Origin of the sequence: Nocardia rhamnosiphila NBRC 108938 (genome assembly GCF_000720425.1) — a bacterium.
Taxonomy (GTDB): Bacteria; Actinomycetota; Actinomycetes; order Mycobacteriales; family Mycobacteriaceae; genus Nocardia; species Nocardia rhamnosiphila.
Map to the genome: position 1 here is coordinate 699,725 of NZ_JOAJ01000003.1, position 18,854 is coordinate 718,578.

The following is an 18,854-nucleotide window of genomic DNA, read 5'->3' on the forward strand; positions in this document are numbered from 1 at the left end:
GCACGGGCGGCGTCGTTTCCACTACGTTGGGAGATTATGAGGTCGGTTGGCGCGCGGCGCGTGACGGTGGGGCTGGTACTCGGAGCGTTGGTGCTCAGTGGATGCGCCCGATTCGACGATTCCGCATCCAGTCCGTTCACCCCCGAACCGACGCTGGAGGGCGCGGAACTCGAGCCGAAGAAACCCGAGCAGTCCGAGAGTTCCACCACCCGGCCCAGCGGTCCGTGTATCGACCCGGACCCGGCCGTGGTGGTGAGCTGCCTCGACACCACCGGCGGACTGGTCGAGATGGGCGGGTACGCGCTGGTGGCCGAACGCCGTACCGGCCGGATCCTGCAGGTGGCACCGGAACAGCAGCCGATCGAAGTGGCCCGGGTCGACGTCGACCCCGCGGGCGACGGCGGGTTGAGCGATATCGCGATCTCCCCCACCTATGCCGAAGACGGGTTGATCTACGCCTATGTCACCACGCCCAGCGACAACCGGGTGGTGCGCTTCGCCGAAGGCGGGCCGGCGAAACCGGTATTGACGGGAATCCCCAAGGGCGCCACCGGTAATCGCGGTGCGATCGAATGGTCGAAACCCGATCAGATGCTGGTGCTCACCGGCGACACCGGCGATCCCGCCGCGGCCGCCGATCCCGGGAGCCGGGCCGGAAAACTGCTGCGGGTGAACAATCCGAGCTCCAGCGGGGAGGCCCCCACCGAGGTCGCGGTCGCCGGAATCGGCTCGGCCGGCGATATCTGCCTCGGCGGTGACCAGATCTGGATCACCGACCGCACCCCCACCATGGACCGGCTCCAGCGGATCGGCCCCGACGGTGTGGTCACCACCGCTTGGACCTGGCCCGACCGGCCGGGTGTGGCCGGGTGCGCGGTGACGCCCGAGGGCGTCGCGATCTCGCTGACCGACGCGAAAGCGCTCGCCATGGCCGCGCCGGACCCCAAAACCTTCGCGGTCACGGCACCCCCGAGCGTTTTCGTCGCCAACAAATACGGCCGCCTGCTCGGCGCGTCCCCGGCGATGGACGGGACGATCTGGGTGTCGACGGCGAACAAATCCGACGGCGGCGAGCCGACACCGAACGACGACCGGGTCGTGCGTATCCCGCCGCCGTCCGCCGGTGGGGGCGGACCGGACTAGAAAGAGCGAACATCCATCGGGTCAAGAGTGGGCGAAGGGCCCCGGCTCGATGAATACCCGCTCGGCGAATCGTTCGCCGATGAGGAGATGTGTGGCGGCATCGGGATGCAGCCGATCGGGGAGCGGTCGCTCGGCGAAATCCGCTGTGCCGTAGAGGTCCGGTCCGTCGAGGTAATGCAGGTTCGGATCCTCGACGGCCCGCTGTTCCACGATGCGTGCGAGTTCGGTACGCATCCGGGTCAGCGTCAGCCGGGTGGGATCGTCCGGGTCACCGTCGGCGCGGAAGACCACGCTGCCGTCGACGATTTCCGGGGCGCAGGGACCGGGGGTGTGCTCGTGGATGGGGCACAGGATCGCGGACACGACCAGCAGTGGCGTAGTGGGGTGACCGTCGCGGACGGTGTCGAGGAAACCGTGCACTGCGGAGGTGAACGCGCGCGACCGCATCGCGTCGGCGTTGACCAGGTTGATGCCGATCTCCAGGCTGATCATATCGGCCGGGACGTCGCGGATGGTGCGGGCGGCGAACTGGTCGAGCAGGGCGTTGCCGCGGAGACCGAGGTTGAGCACGTCCACGCCGGCGGCGCGGGCGGCGGTGGCGACCCAGGTCGCGGTGGGTCGTTCGGCATTGGAGCCGTGGCTGATCGAGCTGCCGTAGTGCACCCAGGCGCGGTCGGGTGCCGGTGCGGGCTCGATCGGTGCGTCGGTGCGCAGCGCGATCAGTTCGAGGGACTCGGTGTGCGGTAACCAGATCTCGACGGTCTTGGGCACCGCGGGCAGATCGGCGAAACGCACCGTGCCCGCCGGTCCGTGTGCGGTATCGATGGCTCCGCTGGTGGCGTCGATCCGGTGCACGATGCCGGTGGGAATGCTCGCCGCGCCGGACAGTCGGCCGTCCACCAGGATCTCGAACACCCCTCGCGGCAGCGCGAGCCCATTGGTGAATTCGACACGGGTGGGCAGTGCATCCAGTTCGACGACGGTGGCCCGGGTTCGGAACGCCACGCGCGCACCGGTGGGCTGGGCCTCGACCATCGTCAGGAAAGAGTCCTCGAATCGGCGGCGCGCGGCCGTGGGAAACCGGTGCGGCCGGACGCCGTGCGTGGTCGGCTCGAGCTCGAGCGCGCCGCGCACCAGGCGGTCGTCGACCTGGGTGATCATCAGCTCGCCACGATCGGGCACATTCATGCGGGTGAGCCTCTCATCGGCGGCCGGGCGCCGTCCACTGCATGCGACTGTGTCAGGGCACGTCGCGCACGGTGCCGGGAACGCCGCACAGCCGGGGGGACCCGAATGAGCTGGGCGGCGTCGCGCACTTCACCGTCGAGCTCGGTCGGCGCCGGCAATGCCGATACCGCGCCGCACGACACCGGACCGGCCCGCTCAAAGAGTTCTGGCCGCGACCGGCTGCCGGAGGATCGTGCGGAGTTTCTCGGGCGCCACCTTGCGGGCGTCACCGAGATAGATCTCGTGGTGCCGGCCGACCATCCGGAACCCGTTGTCCGGCACGAATTCGTCATGCATCCGTGCCAGCACCTCGGTCTCGCCGTCGTAGGAGCCGATGTGCAGCGTCTGCACACAGCGCCCCTCGGACAGGCCGTCCAGGCGTACATCGAGCAGACGCGCCGGTCGATTCTTCGCCGCGACCCCTTCGACGGCGGCCGCGAACAGGCCGGGTTCTATCCAGTCGGGGACCATGATCATCAACGTCCAGTCCCAGCGGGACTTGTCACGCGCGGCGGTGAAGGCATCCATATCGTCGGCCCACCACAAACCCTCCAGCGGCATGACGACATAGTCCCGTCCGAGCTCACGTTTGCTGGCGAACTTGAGTGCGTAGGCCAGGGGGTAGAGCGCCTCGGTCGCGTGCGCGAAGGCGGGGTCGGTATTGGGATCACCGTGACCGTCGATCATGAGGTACCGCAGATCGGGCACGTCCACCACCTCGAATCGACCCTGCCGGGCGCGATAGGCCGCGATCTCTTTTTTGAAGTCGACCTTGTCAGCCGTCTTGTTCACCATCGGATACCTGGACTCGCCGCGCGAGCCACGACCTCTCTGCCTCCAGGAGGCTCAGCGAATAGGAGAAAACCTCGCGCGCGGGGAGCGCGAGGGGGGATTGCGCGGACGCCGCCGCCTCGATCGCGGCGATACGTGCCCGTACCTGCCCGAGGCGTTCGGCCAGCGCCCGGGTGTATTCCGGCTCGGTGAGCAGCGGCAGATTCGAGACACCCACGAGAAAGGGGTTCGATACCGGATGCGGTTCCGCGACGAGCGCGAGCACCGCGCGGGTGGCCACCTCCCGCCCCGCCGCGGTGGCGTGGAAGACACGCCGGCCCTTCGCGGCGGCCGGAACCTCGGGCGCGTGCAGGAACCCGCGTTTCTCCAGTTTGGTGAGCAGATAGTAGATCGAGGAGAACCCGATCTCGGTCCACTGCCGTATCCCCCGGCGCTCGATGACCTGCTCGAGGTCGTAGCCGTGCTGTGGGGACTCGATGATCAGACCGAGGATGACGAGTTCGGACGGTGTGAGCTCCACCTGCCCATTCTAGCACTAGAATACTTGGCGGAGCGTCCCCGGAGCGTCCCCGGAGCGTCCCCGGAGCGTCCCCGGAGCGTCCCCGGAGCGTCCCCGGAGCGTCCCCGGAGCGTCCCCGGAGCCACAACACGGAACCGGCCCGCCCCGCACGAGGCGGGACGAGCCGGTTCAGGAATTTCCGGGAAGCTATCCGCCGCAGGCGGCGAGGACCAGTTCGCGGACCCGGGCCGCATCGGCCTGCCCCCGCGTGGCCTTCATGACATCGCCGACGATCTTGCCCGCGGCCTGCACCTTGCCGGAGCGGATCTTGTCGGCGATATCGGGGTTGGCGGCCAGCGCCTTGTCGACCTCGGCCTGCAGCGCGCTGTCGTCGCTGACCATGCCCAGGCCCTTGCTCTCCACGATATGGGCCGGATCGCCTGCACCGTCGAGCACCAGGTCGACCACCTGTTTGGCGACCTTGTTGTTCACCGTCTTGGCCTCCACCAGACCGATCACCTCGGCCACCTGCGCGGGCGTGATCGGCAGGTCCTCGAGAGCGACATCGCGCTCGTTGGCCTTCTCGGTAAGGTAGGCGACCCACCAGGAACGCGCCTCCTTGGCGGGCGCGCCGGCATCGACCGTGGCAATGATCAGGTCCAGCGCACCGGCGTTCACCAGATCGCGCATCACCTCGTCGGAGACACCCCAATCCGACTGGATGCGCGCGCGGCGCAGCCACGGATATTCGGGAATGGTGCCGCGCAGCCCGTCCACCCAGGCCGTATCGGGCGCGACCGGCTCCAGATCGGGTTCGGGGAAATAGCGGTAGTCCTCGGCGGTCTCCTTGCGGCGGCCCGGGGAGGTGGAACCGTCGGCCTCGTGGAAGTGCCGGGTCTCCTGGATCACCTCACCGCCGGTCGCCAGCACCGCACCCTGGCGGCGCATCTCGAACCGGACCGCGACCTCGACGCTCTTGAGCGAGTTCACGTTCTTGGTCTCGGTGCGGGTGCCGAAGACCTCGGCGCCGACCGGCATGAGCGAGACATTGGCGTCGCAGCGCAGCGAACCGTGTTCCATCCGGACATCGGAGACGTCCAGGGATTTCAGCAGATCGCGCAGGGCGGTGACATACGCGCGCGCGACCTCTGGCGCGCGATCGCCGGCGCCGGTGACGGGTTTGGTGACGATCTCGATCAGGGGCACCCCGGCCCGGTTGTAGTCGAGCAGGGAATGACTCGCCCCATGGATACGCCCGGTCGCACCGCCGACGTGCACCGATTTACCGGTGTCCTCCTCCATGTGCGCGCGCTCGATCTCCACCCGGAAGGTGGTGCCGTCGTCGAGCGGGACTTCGAGATAGCCGTCGGTGGCGATGGGTTCGTCGTACTGGCTGATCTGGTAGTTCTTCGGCTGGTCGGGGTAGAAGTAGTTCTTGCGCGCGAACCGGCCCCACGGGGTGATCGAACAGTTGAGCGCCAGACCGATCCGCACCGCCGACTCCACGGCCGCCTGGTTGACCACCGGCAGCGAACCGGGCAGGCCCAGGCACACCGGGCAGACCTGGGTGTTGGGGTCGGCGCCGAAGGTGGTCGGGCAACCGCAGAACATCTTGGTGGCGGTATTCAACTCGACATGGACCTCCATGCCGAGCACCGGCTCGTACCGGGTGACGACCTCGGCGTAGTCCATGAGTTCGACGGTGGGTGCGCTCATGGCCCACAGTCTATGCAAGCAGGTGCGGCCCTTCGGTGGGCGGTCAGTCCCCCCGGACCCGGACGCCGAGCCAGCCGGTGACCGTATCGAGCGCCGCCGGATCGATGGTCGTCTCGATGGACTCGTACTCGGTGGGCAGGCCGGTCCCGGCGGGCTGCATCAGATGGTTGAGACCGTCCAGCACCGTGACGGTGGCATCCGGGCCGGCACCCAGCAGATCACGCATGGGCTGCGCGTTCTGCGCCGGCGGAACCTGCACATCCTTGGACCCGAAGAACGCCAGCACCGGCATCCGCAGCGCGGACAGCGCGGGAGCCGGATCGTGGGAGACCAGCGCGGCCATATACGGGGTGTTCTCCCCGGTGAGGGCCTCGGAGATCGCGCGCAGATCCTTGGGCAGCGTGCGGTTATAGGTTTCCGACAGCCGCGCCGCCCTGGTGAGTAGACCGGCCCGCAGCGCCGCCGTCCAGTCCCGCAGGAAGGCGAGATGGGTGTCCAGTTGCTCGGGGGTGGCGCCGGCCTCGGTGAAGGTCCGGCGGCCCTGGGCCAGGACGATATCGGTGCCCGGGACGGCGGGTGCGGCCATCAGGATCGTGAACGCGATGGCGTTTTCGGGCCGTGCGGCGACGAGCGGCGCCAGATAACCGCCCTCGGAGTGCCCGAGCAGCCCGATACGACCGGAGTCGATCTCCGGGCGCTCGTGCAGGAAACGCAGGCCGGCCTCGACATCACCGGTCAGGTCGGCGTAATTGGCCTGGTTCAGGTTGCCGCCGGTACCGCCGACCCCGCGATCGTCGGTGCGCAGCACCGCGTACCCCGCGCGGGTGAGGGTATCGGCGAGCAGGAGGAAGGGTTGATGTCCGGCGATCTCCTCATTGCGGTCCTGGGGTCCGCTGCCGCCGATGAGGACGACCGCCGGCAGCGGGCCGGGGGCCGCCGCGGGACGGGTCAGGGTGCCCGCGACGGTGATACCGCCGCTCGGATACGAAACATCCTCGGAGAGGTAGGGATACGGCGGCGCGGGTTGCTGGGGACGGGCCGGGGGCCCGACCGGCCGGCGGTTCAGCCGCAGCCCGAAACTGTGCCCGGCCTGGCGGAAGTCACCCACGATCGCATCGGCCGATTCGTCGAGCCGGCCCGCGAACCGCGCGTCGCCCGGCACATCAGGTACCCCGAATTCCACCCGCTCGGGTTCGGCCACGACCCCGGCCAGAGCACGGCCCGCGACCTTTTCGGCGGGGATATCGATCCGTCCGCTGTGCCGGCCGGTGAACTCGACCGCGACCACGACCGGCGCCCCGGGCACCTCGATGGCGCCGTGCCATTGCCCGCGCACCCGGTCGTCGACGGCGCCGCCCGGGCAACCGGCGAACACCGGGACGAGCATCGAGAGAACCGCAACCAGCAACACTCCCCTGCCATGGCGCATGGTGCGACTGTATCCCCGCGCCACGGCCGGACCGGGGCGAAGCACCGAGGTCGCACCGAGGTTTTCGGCCGGACCGCGGATTCCGGCCCCGCCGAGACGGCGCTCAGCCGAAGAAGGCCCGGGCTTCGTCGTAGCGGTCGGCCGGAACACGTTTGAGCTGTTTGGTCGCCTCGTGCAACGGCACCAGCCCGATCTCGGTACCCCGCAGGGCCACCATCTGACCGAAATGCCCGGCGTGCACGGCCTCGGCCGCGTGCAGGCCGAACCGGGTCGCCAGCACCCGGTCGTACGGGGACGGGCTGCCGCCGCGCTGCACGTGCCCGAGCACCGTGGTGCGGACCTCTTTGCCGATACGGCGTTCGATCTCCACCCCCAGCTGCTGCGCGACCCCGGTGAATCGTTCGTGCCCGAATTCGTCGATCCCACCCTCCCGCAGGGAGAACCCGGTATCGGGGGCGGGATGCGCGCCCTCGGCGACCACGCAGATGAAATGTTTGTCCCCGCGCTGGAAGCGGCTCTTGATGAGTGCGCACACCTCGGTCACGTCGAAGGGCTGTTCGGGGACCAGGGTCAGGTGGGCGCCCGCCGCCATACCGGCGTGCACGGCGATCCAGCCCGCATGCCGGCCCATGACCTCCACCAGCATCACCCGCTGATGGGATTCCGCGGTGGTGTGCAACCGGTCGATGGCCTCGGTGGCGATGGACAGGGCGGTGTCGTGGCCGAAGGTGACATCGGTGCAGTCGATATCGTTGTCGATGGTCTTCGGGACGCCGACGACCGGAACGCCTTCCTCGGACAGCCAGCTGGCGGCGGTCAGCGTGCCCTCCCCGCCGATCGGGATGAGCGCTTCGATGCCGTTGTCGTCGAGGGTCCGGCGGATCTGCCCCAGGCCCGCGCGCAGGATATCGGGGTTGGTACGCGCCGTACCGAGCATGGTGCCACCCTTGGCGAGCAGGCGGTCGGTGCGATCGTCGTTCTGAATTCGGATCTTGCGGTCCTCGAGTAATCCGCGCCAGCCGTCCTCGAAGCCCACGATCGCGTCACCGTAGCGGCCGTTCGCGGTGCGAACGACAGCGCGGATCACCGCGTTCAGTCCCGGGCAGTCCCCACCTCCGGTCAGGATTCCGATGCGCATGGCGCCCATCTTGCCCGCTGCGCGACACCTTTGCCGCGTCGGGCCCGTGAATGTCCGGTAACACCCGCGCACCGCGCGGGCCCGCCGGTCACCGGGCCGGGCAGGACCCGCCGGTGAACTCGCCCAGATGCTGTGAGATCAAGCCCGCCATCTCGTCGAGGAGATTCATCCCATCGGAGAAGGTGCCCGAATCCGGTTGCGCGGCAAGCGCTATCGCCACCGAACCGCCGCTGGCCGGTACCAGGCCGAACTGACGCACCAGGTAGGCGCCCTCGGTGTCCGGACCCCAGCCGCCCTTGAACTCGGCCGCATCGAACACCGATCCGAGACCCCACTGCTGGTTCGCGCTGACCGAACCCATCAACTGCACGACCTTGTCCGACCCCGGAAGGCAGGGCAGTTTCGAGGCGAACCGCACCTGATCGGCGAGCGACCATTCGGACTGGCCGAACGACGAGTACTCCGCGCGCTTCGGCTTCTCGGCCACGACGGTGACACTGTCCCCGCCCTCACGCAGCACGGCCTGCACCGATTGGGCGGCCTCGCGCGGGGTGCCCAGCGCGGACCACAGACTGTCCGCGGCGGTGTTGTCCGACGCGGTGATGGCGGCCGAGACAGCGTAGGACTGACCGCCGGGATTCTTCCGTTCCGCGGCCACCACCAGCGGGACCTTCATCGTCGACCATGCGGGACCGGTGGTCCACTTCCCCAGTCCGACGAACTGCGCCCCGCCCACCGGCATGATCGCCAGACCCAGCTTTCCTTTCGCCGACTGCTCGAGCACCGTGAAATCGGCGGCCAGCGTGCCCGGAATGGTGATCGAGACCTTGCCGCCCGGCGCTTCGGCCGCCGCCTGGGTGATCGAGGTGGTCAGTGGGCGTTTCTCGGGCTCCGATCCGCAGGACGACGCGAAGGCCGCGACGAGCAGGCAGACGGTGACCGCGAGCAGGCGGCGAACCGGTGGGAGTTCCCGTTTCTTATCGGCCGACACTTCTCTCCGCATGGCTCTTGCGATCTCCCACAGTCCCGATGATTCGTACCCGGTCGGAAAACCGTACTCCATCGGCGGCCCCGGCCCGGATCGGATGAGCCCGCCGAACCGGCGATCGAGTGCCCGGTTCCGTATCGACCGGCAGGTCAGTAGAGGTAGACGACGGCGTTGTTCCCGCCCCGGCAGGTGACCACACCGTCCGCGGCGACGCATTCCAGCGTGTAGGCCTGACCGGTCACCGGACTGGTGGCCTCGACGGAGACCGGATCGCCTTCGGCCGAGACGACGGTGGGATCGAGGTAGGCCTGCCGGACCGCCTCGGCGAATTCGCAACTGGTCACCGCGGTACCGGTTGCCGCCGAACCGTATTCGGAGCCGCCCGGTGCCGACCCCGAACAGGGCTGCGCACCCGTCGGCAGATCGGGCCGGCGCGTGGTGGTGGTCGCCGACGTGGTGGTGGTGGTGGTGCTTGTGCGCGCGGACGTGGTGGTGGAGGGTTCGGCGCTGTTACCGGCCGCGGAGGTCTGTTCGGGCGCCGAGGTGATGGCGGCGCCGGTCGTATCGGCGGCGCCGGTGGATTCCGGGCCGCCGGAGCCGCCGAGGAATTGGATACCGAGTACTGCGAGGATGACCACCACCGCGAACACCCCGACACCGGTCAGTATCGGAACGACCTTGGATCGTCCGCCGCCGGGAGCGGTATCGCGTACCTGCGCGTTCGCGGCGTAACTGTCGCGATAGCCGGCCTCGTAGGCGGCCGCGTAGGGGTCGGCCGGGGGTGGGCCGGGATCGTCGGCCCGGTAGCCGTAGTTGTCGTCCGGCGCCGGGGCGTCGTAGCGGCCGGTCGGTTCGGACGGCGGGTACTGCGGCCGGTAGGCGCGGCCCGCCTCCTCGGCGGAGTAAGCAGCCCCGACTGATCCACCGGCTGATAGGCCCCGGCCGCCTCCTCGGCGGAGTAAGCGAGTCCCGCGGGCGCCTCGTCCACCGGCTGATAGGCCCGGGTCGCCTCCTCGGCGGAATAGGCGAACCCCGAGGAAGCCTGATCCACCGGCTGATAGGCCCGGGTCGCCTCCTCGGCGGAATAGGCGAACCCCGAGGAAGCCTGATCCACCGGCTGATAGGCGCGAGTCGCCTCCTCGGCGGAATAGGCGAACCCCGAGGAAGCCTGATCCACCGGCTGATAGGCGCGAGTCGCCTCCTCGGCGGAATAGGCGAGCCCCGAGGAAGCCTGATCCACCGGCCGGTAGGCGCGCGTCGCGTCCTCGGCGGAGTAGGGCGCGGGCGCCTCGTCCACCGGTTGGAAGACACGGGTGGTCTCCTCGGCCCCCGGGAGCGGATAGCCGGGTTCGCCGTAGACGCGGGTCGCCTGGTCGTGCGGGTAGAAGTCCGCCACCGGCATACCCCCGGTCGCGGGCGCCGGATCCTCGTACTGTGACGGATCGGCGGCCGGATGCAACTGCTCGTTTTGGTAGAGGTGCGCGTCCGGGAACGGCCGGATACCGCCGGCCGGGGCCTCGGGGTCGTCGGCGGGGTCGTCGGCCGGTAGCGGCGTGAATTCGGTTTCGGTAGGCCGGAACGAGGTCGGGTCGCCGGGGATGATCGCGGGCAGTGTGGTGGCCGGGTCCGGCGCTCCCTCGTCACGCGGCATCCGGACCACCAGGGTGGGAATGCCACCGGTCGGTGGCGCGGACGGACTCGGCACATCGGGGGTAGCGGGAGATTCGCCAGGCAGCGGCTCCGGCCCGGCCGGATACGGGGCGCGCGCCGGGGAATTCAGCGCGGTACGGGCAGCTACAGCTAGTTCACCTGCGGTAGCGAAACGCTCGTTCGGGTCCTTGGCCATACCCCATGCGATCACATCATCGAGACCGGCCGGTAATCCGGTTCGCTGCACGCTTGCTCGTGGGGGCGGGTCGGTGAGATGCGAGCGGATCAACACGCCCACACTGGTCGTCGGGAACGGCGTCGCCCCGGTCAGGCATTCGTGCAGCACACAGGCGAGGGAATAGATATCGGCACGCGCGGTCACCGGGCCGCTGTCGAACCGCTCCGGCGCCATATAGGTATAGGAACCGATCGCCACACCCGCCTGGGTCACCCCGGTATCGCTCTCGTGGCGGGCGATTCCGAAATCGGCCAGATAGGCGAAGTCGGCCGGGGTGACGAGAATATTCGCCGGTTTCACATCACGGTGCACCAGGCCGCCCTCGTGCGCGGCGTCCAGCGCGGCGGCGATCTGCTCGATCACACTCACCGCCCGCTGCGGGCTCAGCGGCCCCTCGGCCTGCAACAGCGTCCGCAGGTCGGTGCCCTGCACGAGTCGCATATCGATGAACAGGCGGCCGTCGATAACACCCCAGTCGTGGATCGGGATGATGTGCGGTTCGGCGAGGCGGGCCGCGGCCTGCGATTCCCGGCGGAACCGGATCTGGTATTCGGGGTCGCCGGCGAGCGCGTCGGAGAGCAGCTTGAGCGCGACGACCCGCTCCTTCACGGTGTCGTAGGCCTCGTAGACCTCGCCCATTCCGCCTTTACCCAGCAATGAGCGCAGCTCGTAGGGACCGAACCACCGACCGACTTCGGAGCCAGGCGCCTGCACCCGTCCATCCTCTCCACACGCGGGCACCATCTCAACCGACCGCGGATCGCACCCGGGCTGCCCGTCAGACCCTGGATTGTCCAGGGGAGACCACACCGTGGTCAAACGCGTAGACGATGGCCGCCGCGCGGTCACGCACGCCCAGCTTCCCGAAGATATGACCCACATGGGATTTCACGGTCACCTCGGAGATTCCGAGCGCGTGGGCGATTTCACTGTTGGCCCGGCCGCGGCCGATCAGGGCCAGGACCTCGCGTTCCCGGGAGGTCAGCTCGACGGCCACGGCGGACGAGGCGGGGGCGGCGGCGGTACTGCGGTAGGCGGACAACACCCGCCCGGTGACGGCGGGGTCGAGCCAGGCGCCGCCGGCGGCGACGGTGCGGACGGCGCGGATCAGGTCCTCGGCGGGGGAATCCTTGAGCAGGAACCCGGCCGCGCCCGCACGCAGGGCACCGGACAGCAGCTGATCGTCGTCGAAGGTGGTGAGAACGAGAACCGGGGGTTCGGGAGCGCGGGCGCGCAGGATACGGGTGGCCTCGATACCGCCGACCCGTTTCATCCGCAGATCCATCAGCACGATATCGGGGCTGTGTGCGGCGACCGCCGCGAGCACCTCGTCACCGTCGGCGCATTCGCTGATCCGGAAACCGTCGCGCCGCCGCAGAATGCGCCGCAATCCACCGCGGACGAGTTCCTGATCATCGGCGATCAGCACCTCGACCACCTGCGGCTCGGTATCGGCCGACCTGGTCAACATTCCTCCCTCGGCGCAGGTTCATGCGGTCCGCGGACGCCACAGCGAAGGCGGAGGTATCGCCTCACAGTTCCTCCTTTTGAACAGGTTCGTGCGGACCGCAGCGAAGGCGAAGGTATCGCCTCATCGTGCCTCCCATGGGTTCGCGGTCGCCGCCGGCGGTGGATCCGCACTCGGCCGGCCGGCCGGTCGTCGTCGGTGCCGGGCCGCCGGACCCACGCGCCGGGCCGCGCGCGGTCGCCCTGACCGGCGCAGCCTCTCATGCCGGACGCGGTTCGTCGCCGCGGCCGGGACCCGGGTCGTGGTCGGCGATGATCTCCGAAATCGGACAGCGCAGCCGGTCCCGGCTCGGGGCCGCGGCGCTCGCGGGACGCTCGTCCAGCGGGAACTCCGCGCGTACGAGCCACCCGCCGGCCTCCGGACCGACCCTGATGCGACCGCCCAGCCCGTCGGACCGGTGCCGCATGCCGGCGACCCCGGTCCCCCGGCCGAGCTGTGGAGGCAGGCCGCGGGGGATCGTATTGTGCACGCGCACGACGGCCGAGCGGCCGTCCACGGCCACCTTCAGCTCGACGTCCGCGCCCGGGGCGTGTTTGGCGATATTGGCCAGCGATTCCTGACAGATTCGATAGAGCGCCAGCCCGACCGCCGCCGACACCCCGGATAGATCGCCGGTGAAACGCCGGTTCACCGTGAGGCCGGCGTTGACGAAGTCGTCGACGAGGGCGGGGATATCACCGGCGCCGGGTTCGACCCCGGCCGCCGAGGGCACCGAATCCAGCAGGCCGACCGTGCGCCGGATATCGGCCATGGCCTGGCGGCCCAGTCGTTCGGCGTCGACGAGGGCGTCGGCCGCCTCGTCCACATCGCGATCGGAGGTCAGTGCGTGCCGGGCGGCCGTCACGTGCAGCAGGGTCACGGTGAGCGAATGGGCGATGACATCGTGTACTTCGCGCGCGATCCGGTTGCGTTCGGCGGCCGCGGCCTGCGCGGCGCGCGCGCTCTGGTTCTCCCGTTCCTGGTACAGGAACAGGCGCTGATACTGCAGCATCACCCCCACCAGCCAGCCGAGCAGGATCCCGAGCGCATACATGGGGAAGCCGGTACGCAGCGAGTAGTTGCCCCACACTGCCTCCCCGATGAAGGCGAACGCGAGCAGTTCGGCCGCGGCGACCACCGCCAGCAGGACACTCAGCCGCTTCGGGGCGATCGCCGCGATCTCGGCGATACCGACCATCAGCACGAAGGGCGCGAAATCGGAGTCCACCGGCTGGACGAAGAACAGCGCCGCCGCGATCATCGTGGCGGCGAACAGGGGCAGCGGCCGCGGCACGATCCCGAACAGCACGTAGATCGGGCCGGAGGCGAACAACAGCACCAGCGCGATCACCGGCAGTGCGGTGGGGAAGTATTCGTGCCGCTGCAGGCAGGCCACCACGCCGATGACGAAGAACGCCAGATCGGTGAACAGCACGACCTTGGGCGGATAGTCGAAGGGCAGTTCGCGCAGCGGGTGCGGGGCCCCGGGGAGCAGTTTCGCCAGCAGAGCGTCCAGCCGGCGGCGGCCGCGGGCCCACCGTCCGGGCCTTACCGCCGCTTCCGCTTCCTCCGGGGCCCGGTCCGTCGTCGTGACCGGCGGTTCCGGGGCGTCCGGATCGGATCCGCCCATGGCGCCACCGCCCACCGGCCGCGCACGGTCCCCCGCGGCGGCAACCGGTGTGAGGCGGCTCTCACTCATCTGTCCAGGGTAAGCACCCCCGGGGCCGCTCGGCATCCTGCTACGGCCGGTTCCCGGCTCCGACCACGGTAGGACAGCGATTCACATCCACGGCACGACGATTTACCGGCGCCGGATTCCTAACGTGGAACACGAGGTCGCCGTACCACCGGGCCGGCGAAACCCGGCCCCCGACCGAAAGGGCTCGGATCATGTCTTGGGAAGATCAGCACCTGCGCACCGAGATCCTGCACACCGTCCTCGACCGCGCCGCCCACGATCCGGCGCGACCGGACCTCTTCGACGACATCCCGCACCTCGACCGCCTGTTCGGCGGGCCGCAGGGAGTACTTGCGGCGCTGCGCTATCGGTGGAACATCCATGTGGACGCCAAGCTGGAGCTGGACCCGGGCCGCTGCTGGACCACCGAAGAGGCCCGGCTCGAGCTGGCAACCGAACAACCCGTGCTCTACGCGGTGCTCGACGCGCGCACGGCGTCACCCGTGCCGGTGGCCTGATCGGGCCGCGCGGCGGCGCTCACAGCGGGGCGTCCGACCACCACCGGTCGATATCGCTGCGGGCTCCCGCACCCCAGTAGCGGACGAACAACAGCGAATTGCTTCGGGGCGAATCGGTTCTGGCGCCGAAACCGACCACCATATTCGCGGTGGACCGGCCCCGATCGCCGGGTTCCTCCCACAGATGCGCGGTATAGGGTTCCCCACTCTTGGCACCCGAGACCGAATCGTGGGGCGGCAGACTCTCGACCACCTCCATGGTGTCCTCGGCGTCCGGGTAGGTGATGATCGTGTAGTCGAGCCGGGTGGCCTCCAGCGAGCGCTGCCGGCAGTCCCAGATCGATTCCCACGGGCGGGTTTCCAGGATCTCGTCGAAGACCGGGACCACTTCGAGTATCGGGATCTGTTCACCGGGCTCGTACTGACTGCACAGCGCGTCCTGATACCCGAAACCGTCCAGCTCCGACCCCTGCGGCAGCAGGGTGGGGAACAGCCGCCGGGTGCGGTCGCCCGGTTCTGTCCCCGGCGAGGTCTCGGATTCACCGCTGGTACCGGTCGGGCCCCGTTCGAGCGTGGCGGGTTGAGTAGCGGCCGGCGCACCGTCGGAACCGGAATCGTTGTTGCCCACCACCACCAGAACAGCCGCCACGATCACGGCCAGCACGATGAGCGGGATCAGAATGGCCACCGCGATCCACGGCGCCCGGCTACGCCGGCGCGCGGCCGGAGCCGGGTGATAGCCGTGGTACTGCCCGGGCGTCGGATGTCGCGGGACGGCCTGCACAGGCATCCCCCCGGTGCGCTCGACCCCCGCGCTCTGCGCCGCCCCGGCGGGGCCGGTGTGTTCCACGGCCGGCCCCGGGCGCACCGCCGGCCCCGGCGGGGTCACGACCGGCTGGGCGCCGGTGTGTTCGATATCGCCCGCCCGCGCCGGCGCACCGGCCGGAGCTGTGGTCACGCCACCGGTGCGTTCCACGCCCGGTCCCGGCGCACCGGGCGGCAGCGCGGCACCGGCGCGAGCGGCCGGGCCGCCCGCGTATCCACCCTCGGCGTAACCGCCGGTCGCCCCCGCGGCCGCACCTGGTGGTCCGGTGGGCGTTCCCGGTGGTCCCGCGGGCGCACCGGGCGGACCCGTCGGCGCCGGCGCAGCGCCGGGCACGGCCGAATAACCGCCCGCCGCACCGTGATACACCGTTCCGGGACCGCTCGCCTCGGTCGGCGGCGCATAGTTCTGGGTGGGCGCCGGGGCGGTGAGCGCCTGCTCGGCGGCCCGCGCGAACTCGACGCAGGTGCGGTACCGGTGACCGGGATGTTTGGCCATCGCCTTCGCCAGCACCGGATCCAGTCCCGGCGGCAGCCCCGGGCGTTTCACCGCCAGCGGCGGCGGGGCGAGTTGCAGATTGCCGTGGATGATGTCGGCGGGGTTGGGTGAATCGAACGGCGCCATTCCGGTGAGCAGCCAGTACAGCGCGCAGGCCAGCGAATACTGATCCGATCGGCCGTCCATGTCGCCGCCGGTCATCTGTTCCGGCGAGGCGAAGGCGAGGGTGGCGGTGAACATACCGGTCTGGGTCAACCGCACTGTTTCCGCGCGTAATCGGGCCAATCCGAAATCGGTGAGGAAAACGCGCTCACCCTGACCGGGATTGGCGCGGGCGAGCAGGATATTGGACGGTTTCACATCGCGGTGCAGAACCCCCATACCGTGCGCGTAATCGAGCGCGTCGGCCACGCCGGCAATGATCTGGACCGCTTTCTCCGGAGCCAGGGCCAGCGGATTGACCGTGCCGGCATCGGCGCCGTCGATGTACTGCATGCACATCCACAGGTGATCGCCCTCCACGCCCCGGTCGTAGACCGTGACGATGCTCGGATGGTCGAGCGCGGCAGCGAGATCGGCTTCCCGTTCGAACCGGGTGCGGATCGCGGCGTCGGCGAACAATTCCGGTTTGAGCAGCTTCAACGCGGTCTGTTTCCCGAGCCGGGGATGCCGGGCCAGATATACGGCGCCCATTCCGCCTTCGCCGAGCAACCGCTCGACGGTGAACCCGGCGAACACGTCACCGTTGTTGAGCAACACGACCCCCTTCAGGCGACCGACAGACTGGTGAGCCTACCGGGCACAGCGCGCCGTTTCCCCCGTGACAACGGGAATCAGGGCACTTCATGGAATACCTGACAGTCCGTTCAGCCGGGGGTGACCAACCCGGATTCGTAGGCCAGCACCACGGCCTGCGCGCGGTCGCGCAGATCCAATTTGGTGAAGACCTTGGACACATGAGTTTTGACCGTCTGCTCGGCGATGAACAGCGCCGTGGCGATTTCGGTATTCGACATACCCCGGGCGATGAGTTCGAGTATCTCGCGCTCGCGCGGGGTCAGTGAGGCCAGCGCCGGGGCCGGGGCGCGCCGGGCCGCGCGGCGGCTGGTCACTTCCGCGATGAGCCGGCGGGTGACGGTCGGCGCGAGCAGCGCCTCCCCGGCGGCGACGACCCGCACCGCCCGCACCAGTTCCTCGGCCGGGGCGTCCTTGAGCAGGAAGCCACTGGCGCCGATCCCGAGCGCCTCGTACACGTAGTCGTCGATATCGAAGGTGGTGAGCATGAGCACGCGCACCGGCGGATCGAATCCGGCCCCCAGAATCGAGCGGGCCGCGTCGAGCCCGTTCATCTCCGGCATACGCACATCCATCAGCACCACATCGGGTCGTAACCGCGCCGATTCGGCGACCGCCACTTTTCCGTTGGGCGCGTCGCCGACGACACTGATATCGGGTTGGGCGGCGAGCAATGCTCCGAATCCCTGCCGCACCATGGCCTGATCGTCGGCGATCAACACGGTTATTGCCACGGGCCCAGCTTAATTCCCGGACGAAACCGGCGTGCGCCGAGCGTCCGGCGGCGAAGACCGCCGCCGGACCCGGTATTGCGCACGCCCGCGGCGCCATCCCGCGGGCCGGGACGCCACCGGAATCCGCGGGTCAGCGCGCGCCCGGCTGTGCGGAGGCGGGCAGCGCGAACTCCACGGCGGGCGCGAGCGGCAACCGCGCGTGGACCCGGAATCCGCCGTCGGCGGCGGGTCCCACGTCGACCCGGCCGCCGACGGCGAGCGCGCGCGCCTGCATACCCGGGATACCGTGCCCGCCCGTACCGCCGCCGGGGGCACCGCTGCCCGGGCCGTTGACCACGGTCAGATCGACCTCCCCTGTGCAGGCGATCGTGACCTGCACGGGTGCGCCCGGGGCGTGCCGGCTGGCATTGGCCAGCGATTCCTGGACGATCCGGTACAGCGCGGAACCGACGGTATCCGGGATCGCGGCCAGCGTTCCGTCGACCGACCAGGTGAGATCCACCCCGGCGCGGGCCGCACCGATGAACAGCGCTTCCAGATCGGCGGCGGTCGGTTGGGGCGCGTGCTCGGCGAGCTGTCCGTCGCTGCGCAGCACACCGAGCAGCCCGCGGATCTCGTTCAGCGCCTCCCGTGCGGTGGCGCCGATCGATTCGAACTCGGCGCGCGCCGCGTCGTTCACGCCCTCCACCCGGTAGGGCGCGGTCTGCGCCTGCACCACCACCAGCGACATATGGTGGGCCACCACATCGTGCAGGTCGCGCGCGATGCGCGCCTTCTCCTCAAGAATCGTGCGGCGTGCCCGTTCCAGATCGCTGAGTTCGGTCTGCTTGCTCAGCTCGGTCCGGGAGCGGATCAGCGACCGCACCAGCAGCGCGACGAAGACCAGCCCGCCGAGTGAGACCGGCCAGGCCCACGGGTCGGCGTCGATACCCTCGGCCGACAGTGCCGCGCCCAGCAGCAGCGAGGTCGCCCCCCACACCACCGCGAGCAGTTGCAGGGGCGAGCGCAAGGCCACCGCGAACACCAGGAAATACAGCGCGACGATATGCACCACCTGGACCGGGATCTCCTCCCCCGGCAGGTTCGGCACGGCCAACGCGATGAACAGCGCCGAGCCCGCCGAGACGGCCCAGCCCAGCAGCGCGTTCCTGCTCATCAGCAGTACCGGCAGCGCGGCGAACGCGGCGATCAGCGGCGCGATCGGCGCGGGCACGTCATGGGTGAGGAACAGGGTGGGCCACGCCACCGAGAACAGTGTCACCGCCGTCAGGACCGAGGCGGCGTCGAGCCACCAGCGCAGACCCAGGCCGACGATCAGGCCCCACAGGCCCCGCCGCCGGCGCACCGGCACCGCGATGCTCGTATCGTTCATGCCCCCGACACTAGGAACTCCGGCCCCGGCGCACCTCATACCGTGGGGTGAATTACGGCCGGTACACCAGGGCTAGCCCCGTACCGGCGTAGGTTCCGGGATCGGCGCG

The 18,854-nt window shown here is 69.6% G+C and carries 16 protein-coding genes; 2 read left to right on the plus strand and 14 right to left on the minus strand.

Annotated elements, in window-relative coordinates; genetic code table 11:
- The first annotated feature begins 36 nt into the window (after window positions 1-36).
- Entirely contained in the window at window positions 37-1,143 is a 1,107-nt protein-coding gene (locus tag IG75_RS0115090; RefSeq protein WP_030521898.1) for a PQQ-dependent sugar dehydrogenase, read from the plus strand.
- A 21-nt stretch (window positions 1,144-1,164) separates the two neighbouring features.
- Here IG75_RS0115090 and IG75_RS0115095 read toward each other — a convergent pair whose 3' ends face one another.
- The 11 genes from IG75_RS0115095 to IG75_RS0115145 form a co-directional block, all read right to left on the minus strand.
- The gene (locus tag IG75_RS0115095) at window positions 1,165-2,331 is read right to left on the minus strand and encodes an SGNH/GDSL hydrolase family protein (protein WP_051714577.1); all 1,167 of its coding nucleotides are present in this window, start codon (window positions 2,329-2,331) and stop codon (window positions 1,165-1,167) included.
- Between the two features lie 195 nt (window positions 2,332-2,526).
- Entirely contained in the window at window positions 2,527-3,162 is a 636-nt protein-coding gene (locus IG75_RS0115100; RefSeq protein WP_247904482.1) for a GyrI-like domain-containing protein, read from the minus strand.
- Entirely contained in the window at window positions 3,146-3,682 is a 537-nt protein-coding gene (locus IG75_RS0115105; RefSeq protein ID WP_030521901.1) for a PadR family transcriptional regulator, read from the minus strand. Before IG75_RS0115105 ends, IG75_RS0115100 begins: the two co-directional genes overlap by 17 nt.
- A 186-nt stretch (window positions 3,683-3,868) precedes the next feature.
- Window positions 3,869-5,377, minus strand: coding sequence for an Asp-tRNA(Asn)/Glu-tRNA(Gln) amidotransferase subunit GatB (gatB, locus tag IG75_RS0115110; protein ID WP_030521902.1), 1,509 nt, complete (start codon window positions 5,375-5,377; stop codon window positions 3,869-3,871).
- Window positions 5,378-5,420: 43 nt separating this feature from the next.
- Window positions 5,421-6,806: an alpha/beta hydrolase family protein gene (locus tag IG75_RS0115115; protein WP_030521903.1), complete on the minus strand. Its 1,386-nt coding sequence runs from the start codon at window positions 6,804-6,806 to the stop codon at window positions 5,421-5,423.
- 103 nt (window positions 6,807-6,909) lie between these two features.
- Window positions 6,910-7,944, minus strand: a complete 1,035-nt coding sequence (locus tag IG75_RS0115120; RefSeq protein WP_030521904.1) for an ATP-dependent 6-phosphofructokinase — start codon at window positions 7,942-7,944, stop codon at window positions 6,910-6,912.
- An 88-nt stretch (window positions 7,945-8,032) separates the two neighbouring features.
- On the minus strand, window positions 8,033-8,935 hold the full coding sequence (locus IG75_RS0115125; protein WP_245713157.1) for a serine hydrolase: 903 nt from the start codon (window positions 8,933-8,935) through the stop codon (window positions 8,033-8,035).
- 146 nt (window positions 8,936-9,081) lie between these two features.
- Window positions 9,082-9,573, minus strand: a complete 492-nt coding sequence (locus IG75_RS0115130) for a hypothetical protein (RefSeq protein ID WP_156058912.1) — start codon at window positions 9,571-9,573, stop codon at window positions 9,082-9,084.
- A gap of 20 nt (window positions 9,574-9,593) precedes the next feature.
- Window positions 9,594-11,534 (minus strand): serine/threonine-protein kinase, encoded by a 1,941-nt coding sequence (locus tag IG75_RS39845; protein ID WP_051714578.1) that lies wholly within the window; start codon window positions 11,532-11,534, stop codon window positions 9,594-9,596.
- 64 nt (window positions 11,535-11,598) lie between these two features.
- Window positions 11,599-12,291: a response regulator transcription factor gene (locus tag IG75_RS0115140; RefSeq protein WP_174561170.1), complete on the minus strand. Its 693-nt coding sequence runs from the start codon at window positions 12,289-12,291 to the stop codon at window positions 11,599-11,601.
- Between the two features lie 256 nt (window positions 12,292-12,547).
- A complete protein-coding gene (locus tag IG75_RS0115145) occupies window positions 12,548-14,026 on the minus strand; it encodes a sensor histidine kinase (protein ID WP_245713153.1) in 1,479 nt (492 codons plus the stop codon).
- 191 nt (window positions 14,027-14,217) lie between these two features.
- Here IG75_RS0115145 and IG75_RS0115150 point away from each other — a divergent pair, with 191 nt between their 5' ends.
- The gene (locus IG75_RS0115150) at window positions 14,218-14,523 is read left to right on the plus strand and encodes a hypothetical protein (RefSeq protein ID WP_030521910.1); all 306 of its coding nucleotides are present in this window, start codon (window positions 14,218-14,220) and stop codon (window positions 14,521-14,523) included.
- Window positions 14,524-14,542: 19 nt separating this feature from the next.
- Here IG75_RS0115150 and IG75_RS39850 read toward each other — a convergent pair whose 3' ends face one another.
- The 3 genes from IG75_RS39850 to IG75_RS0115165 all read right to left on the minus strand — a co-directional run bounded on the left by IG75_RS39850 (window position 14,543) and on the right by IG75_RS0115165 (window position 18,745).
- On the minus strand, window positions 14,543-16,600 hold the full coding sequence (locus IG75_RS39850) for a serine/threonine-protein kinase (protein WP_030521911.1): 2,058 nt from the start codon (window positions 16,598-16,600) through the stop codon (window positions 14,543-14,545).
- Between the two features lie 110 nt (window positions 16,601-16,710).
- Window positions 16,711-17,373 carry a response regulator gene (locus IG75_RS0115160; protein ID WP_030521912.1) on the minus strand — a complete coding sequence of 221 codons (663 nt, stop codon included), beginning with the start codon at window positions 17,371-17,373 and terminating at the stop codon, window positions 16,711-16,713.
- Between the two features lie 130 nt (window positions 17,374-17,503).
- On the minus strand, window positions 17,504-18,745 hold the full coding sequence (locus tag IG75_RS0115165; protein WP_081876888.1) for a sensor histidine kinase: 1,242 nt from the start codon (window positions 18,743-18,745) through the stop codon (window positions 17,504-17,506).
- Window positions 18,746-18,854: the final 109 nt, after the last annotated feature.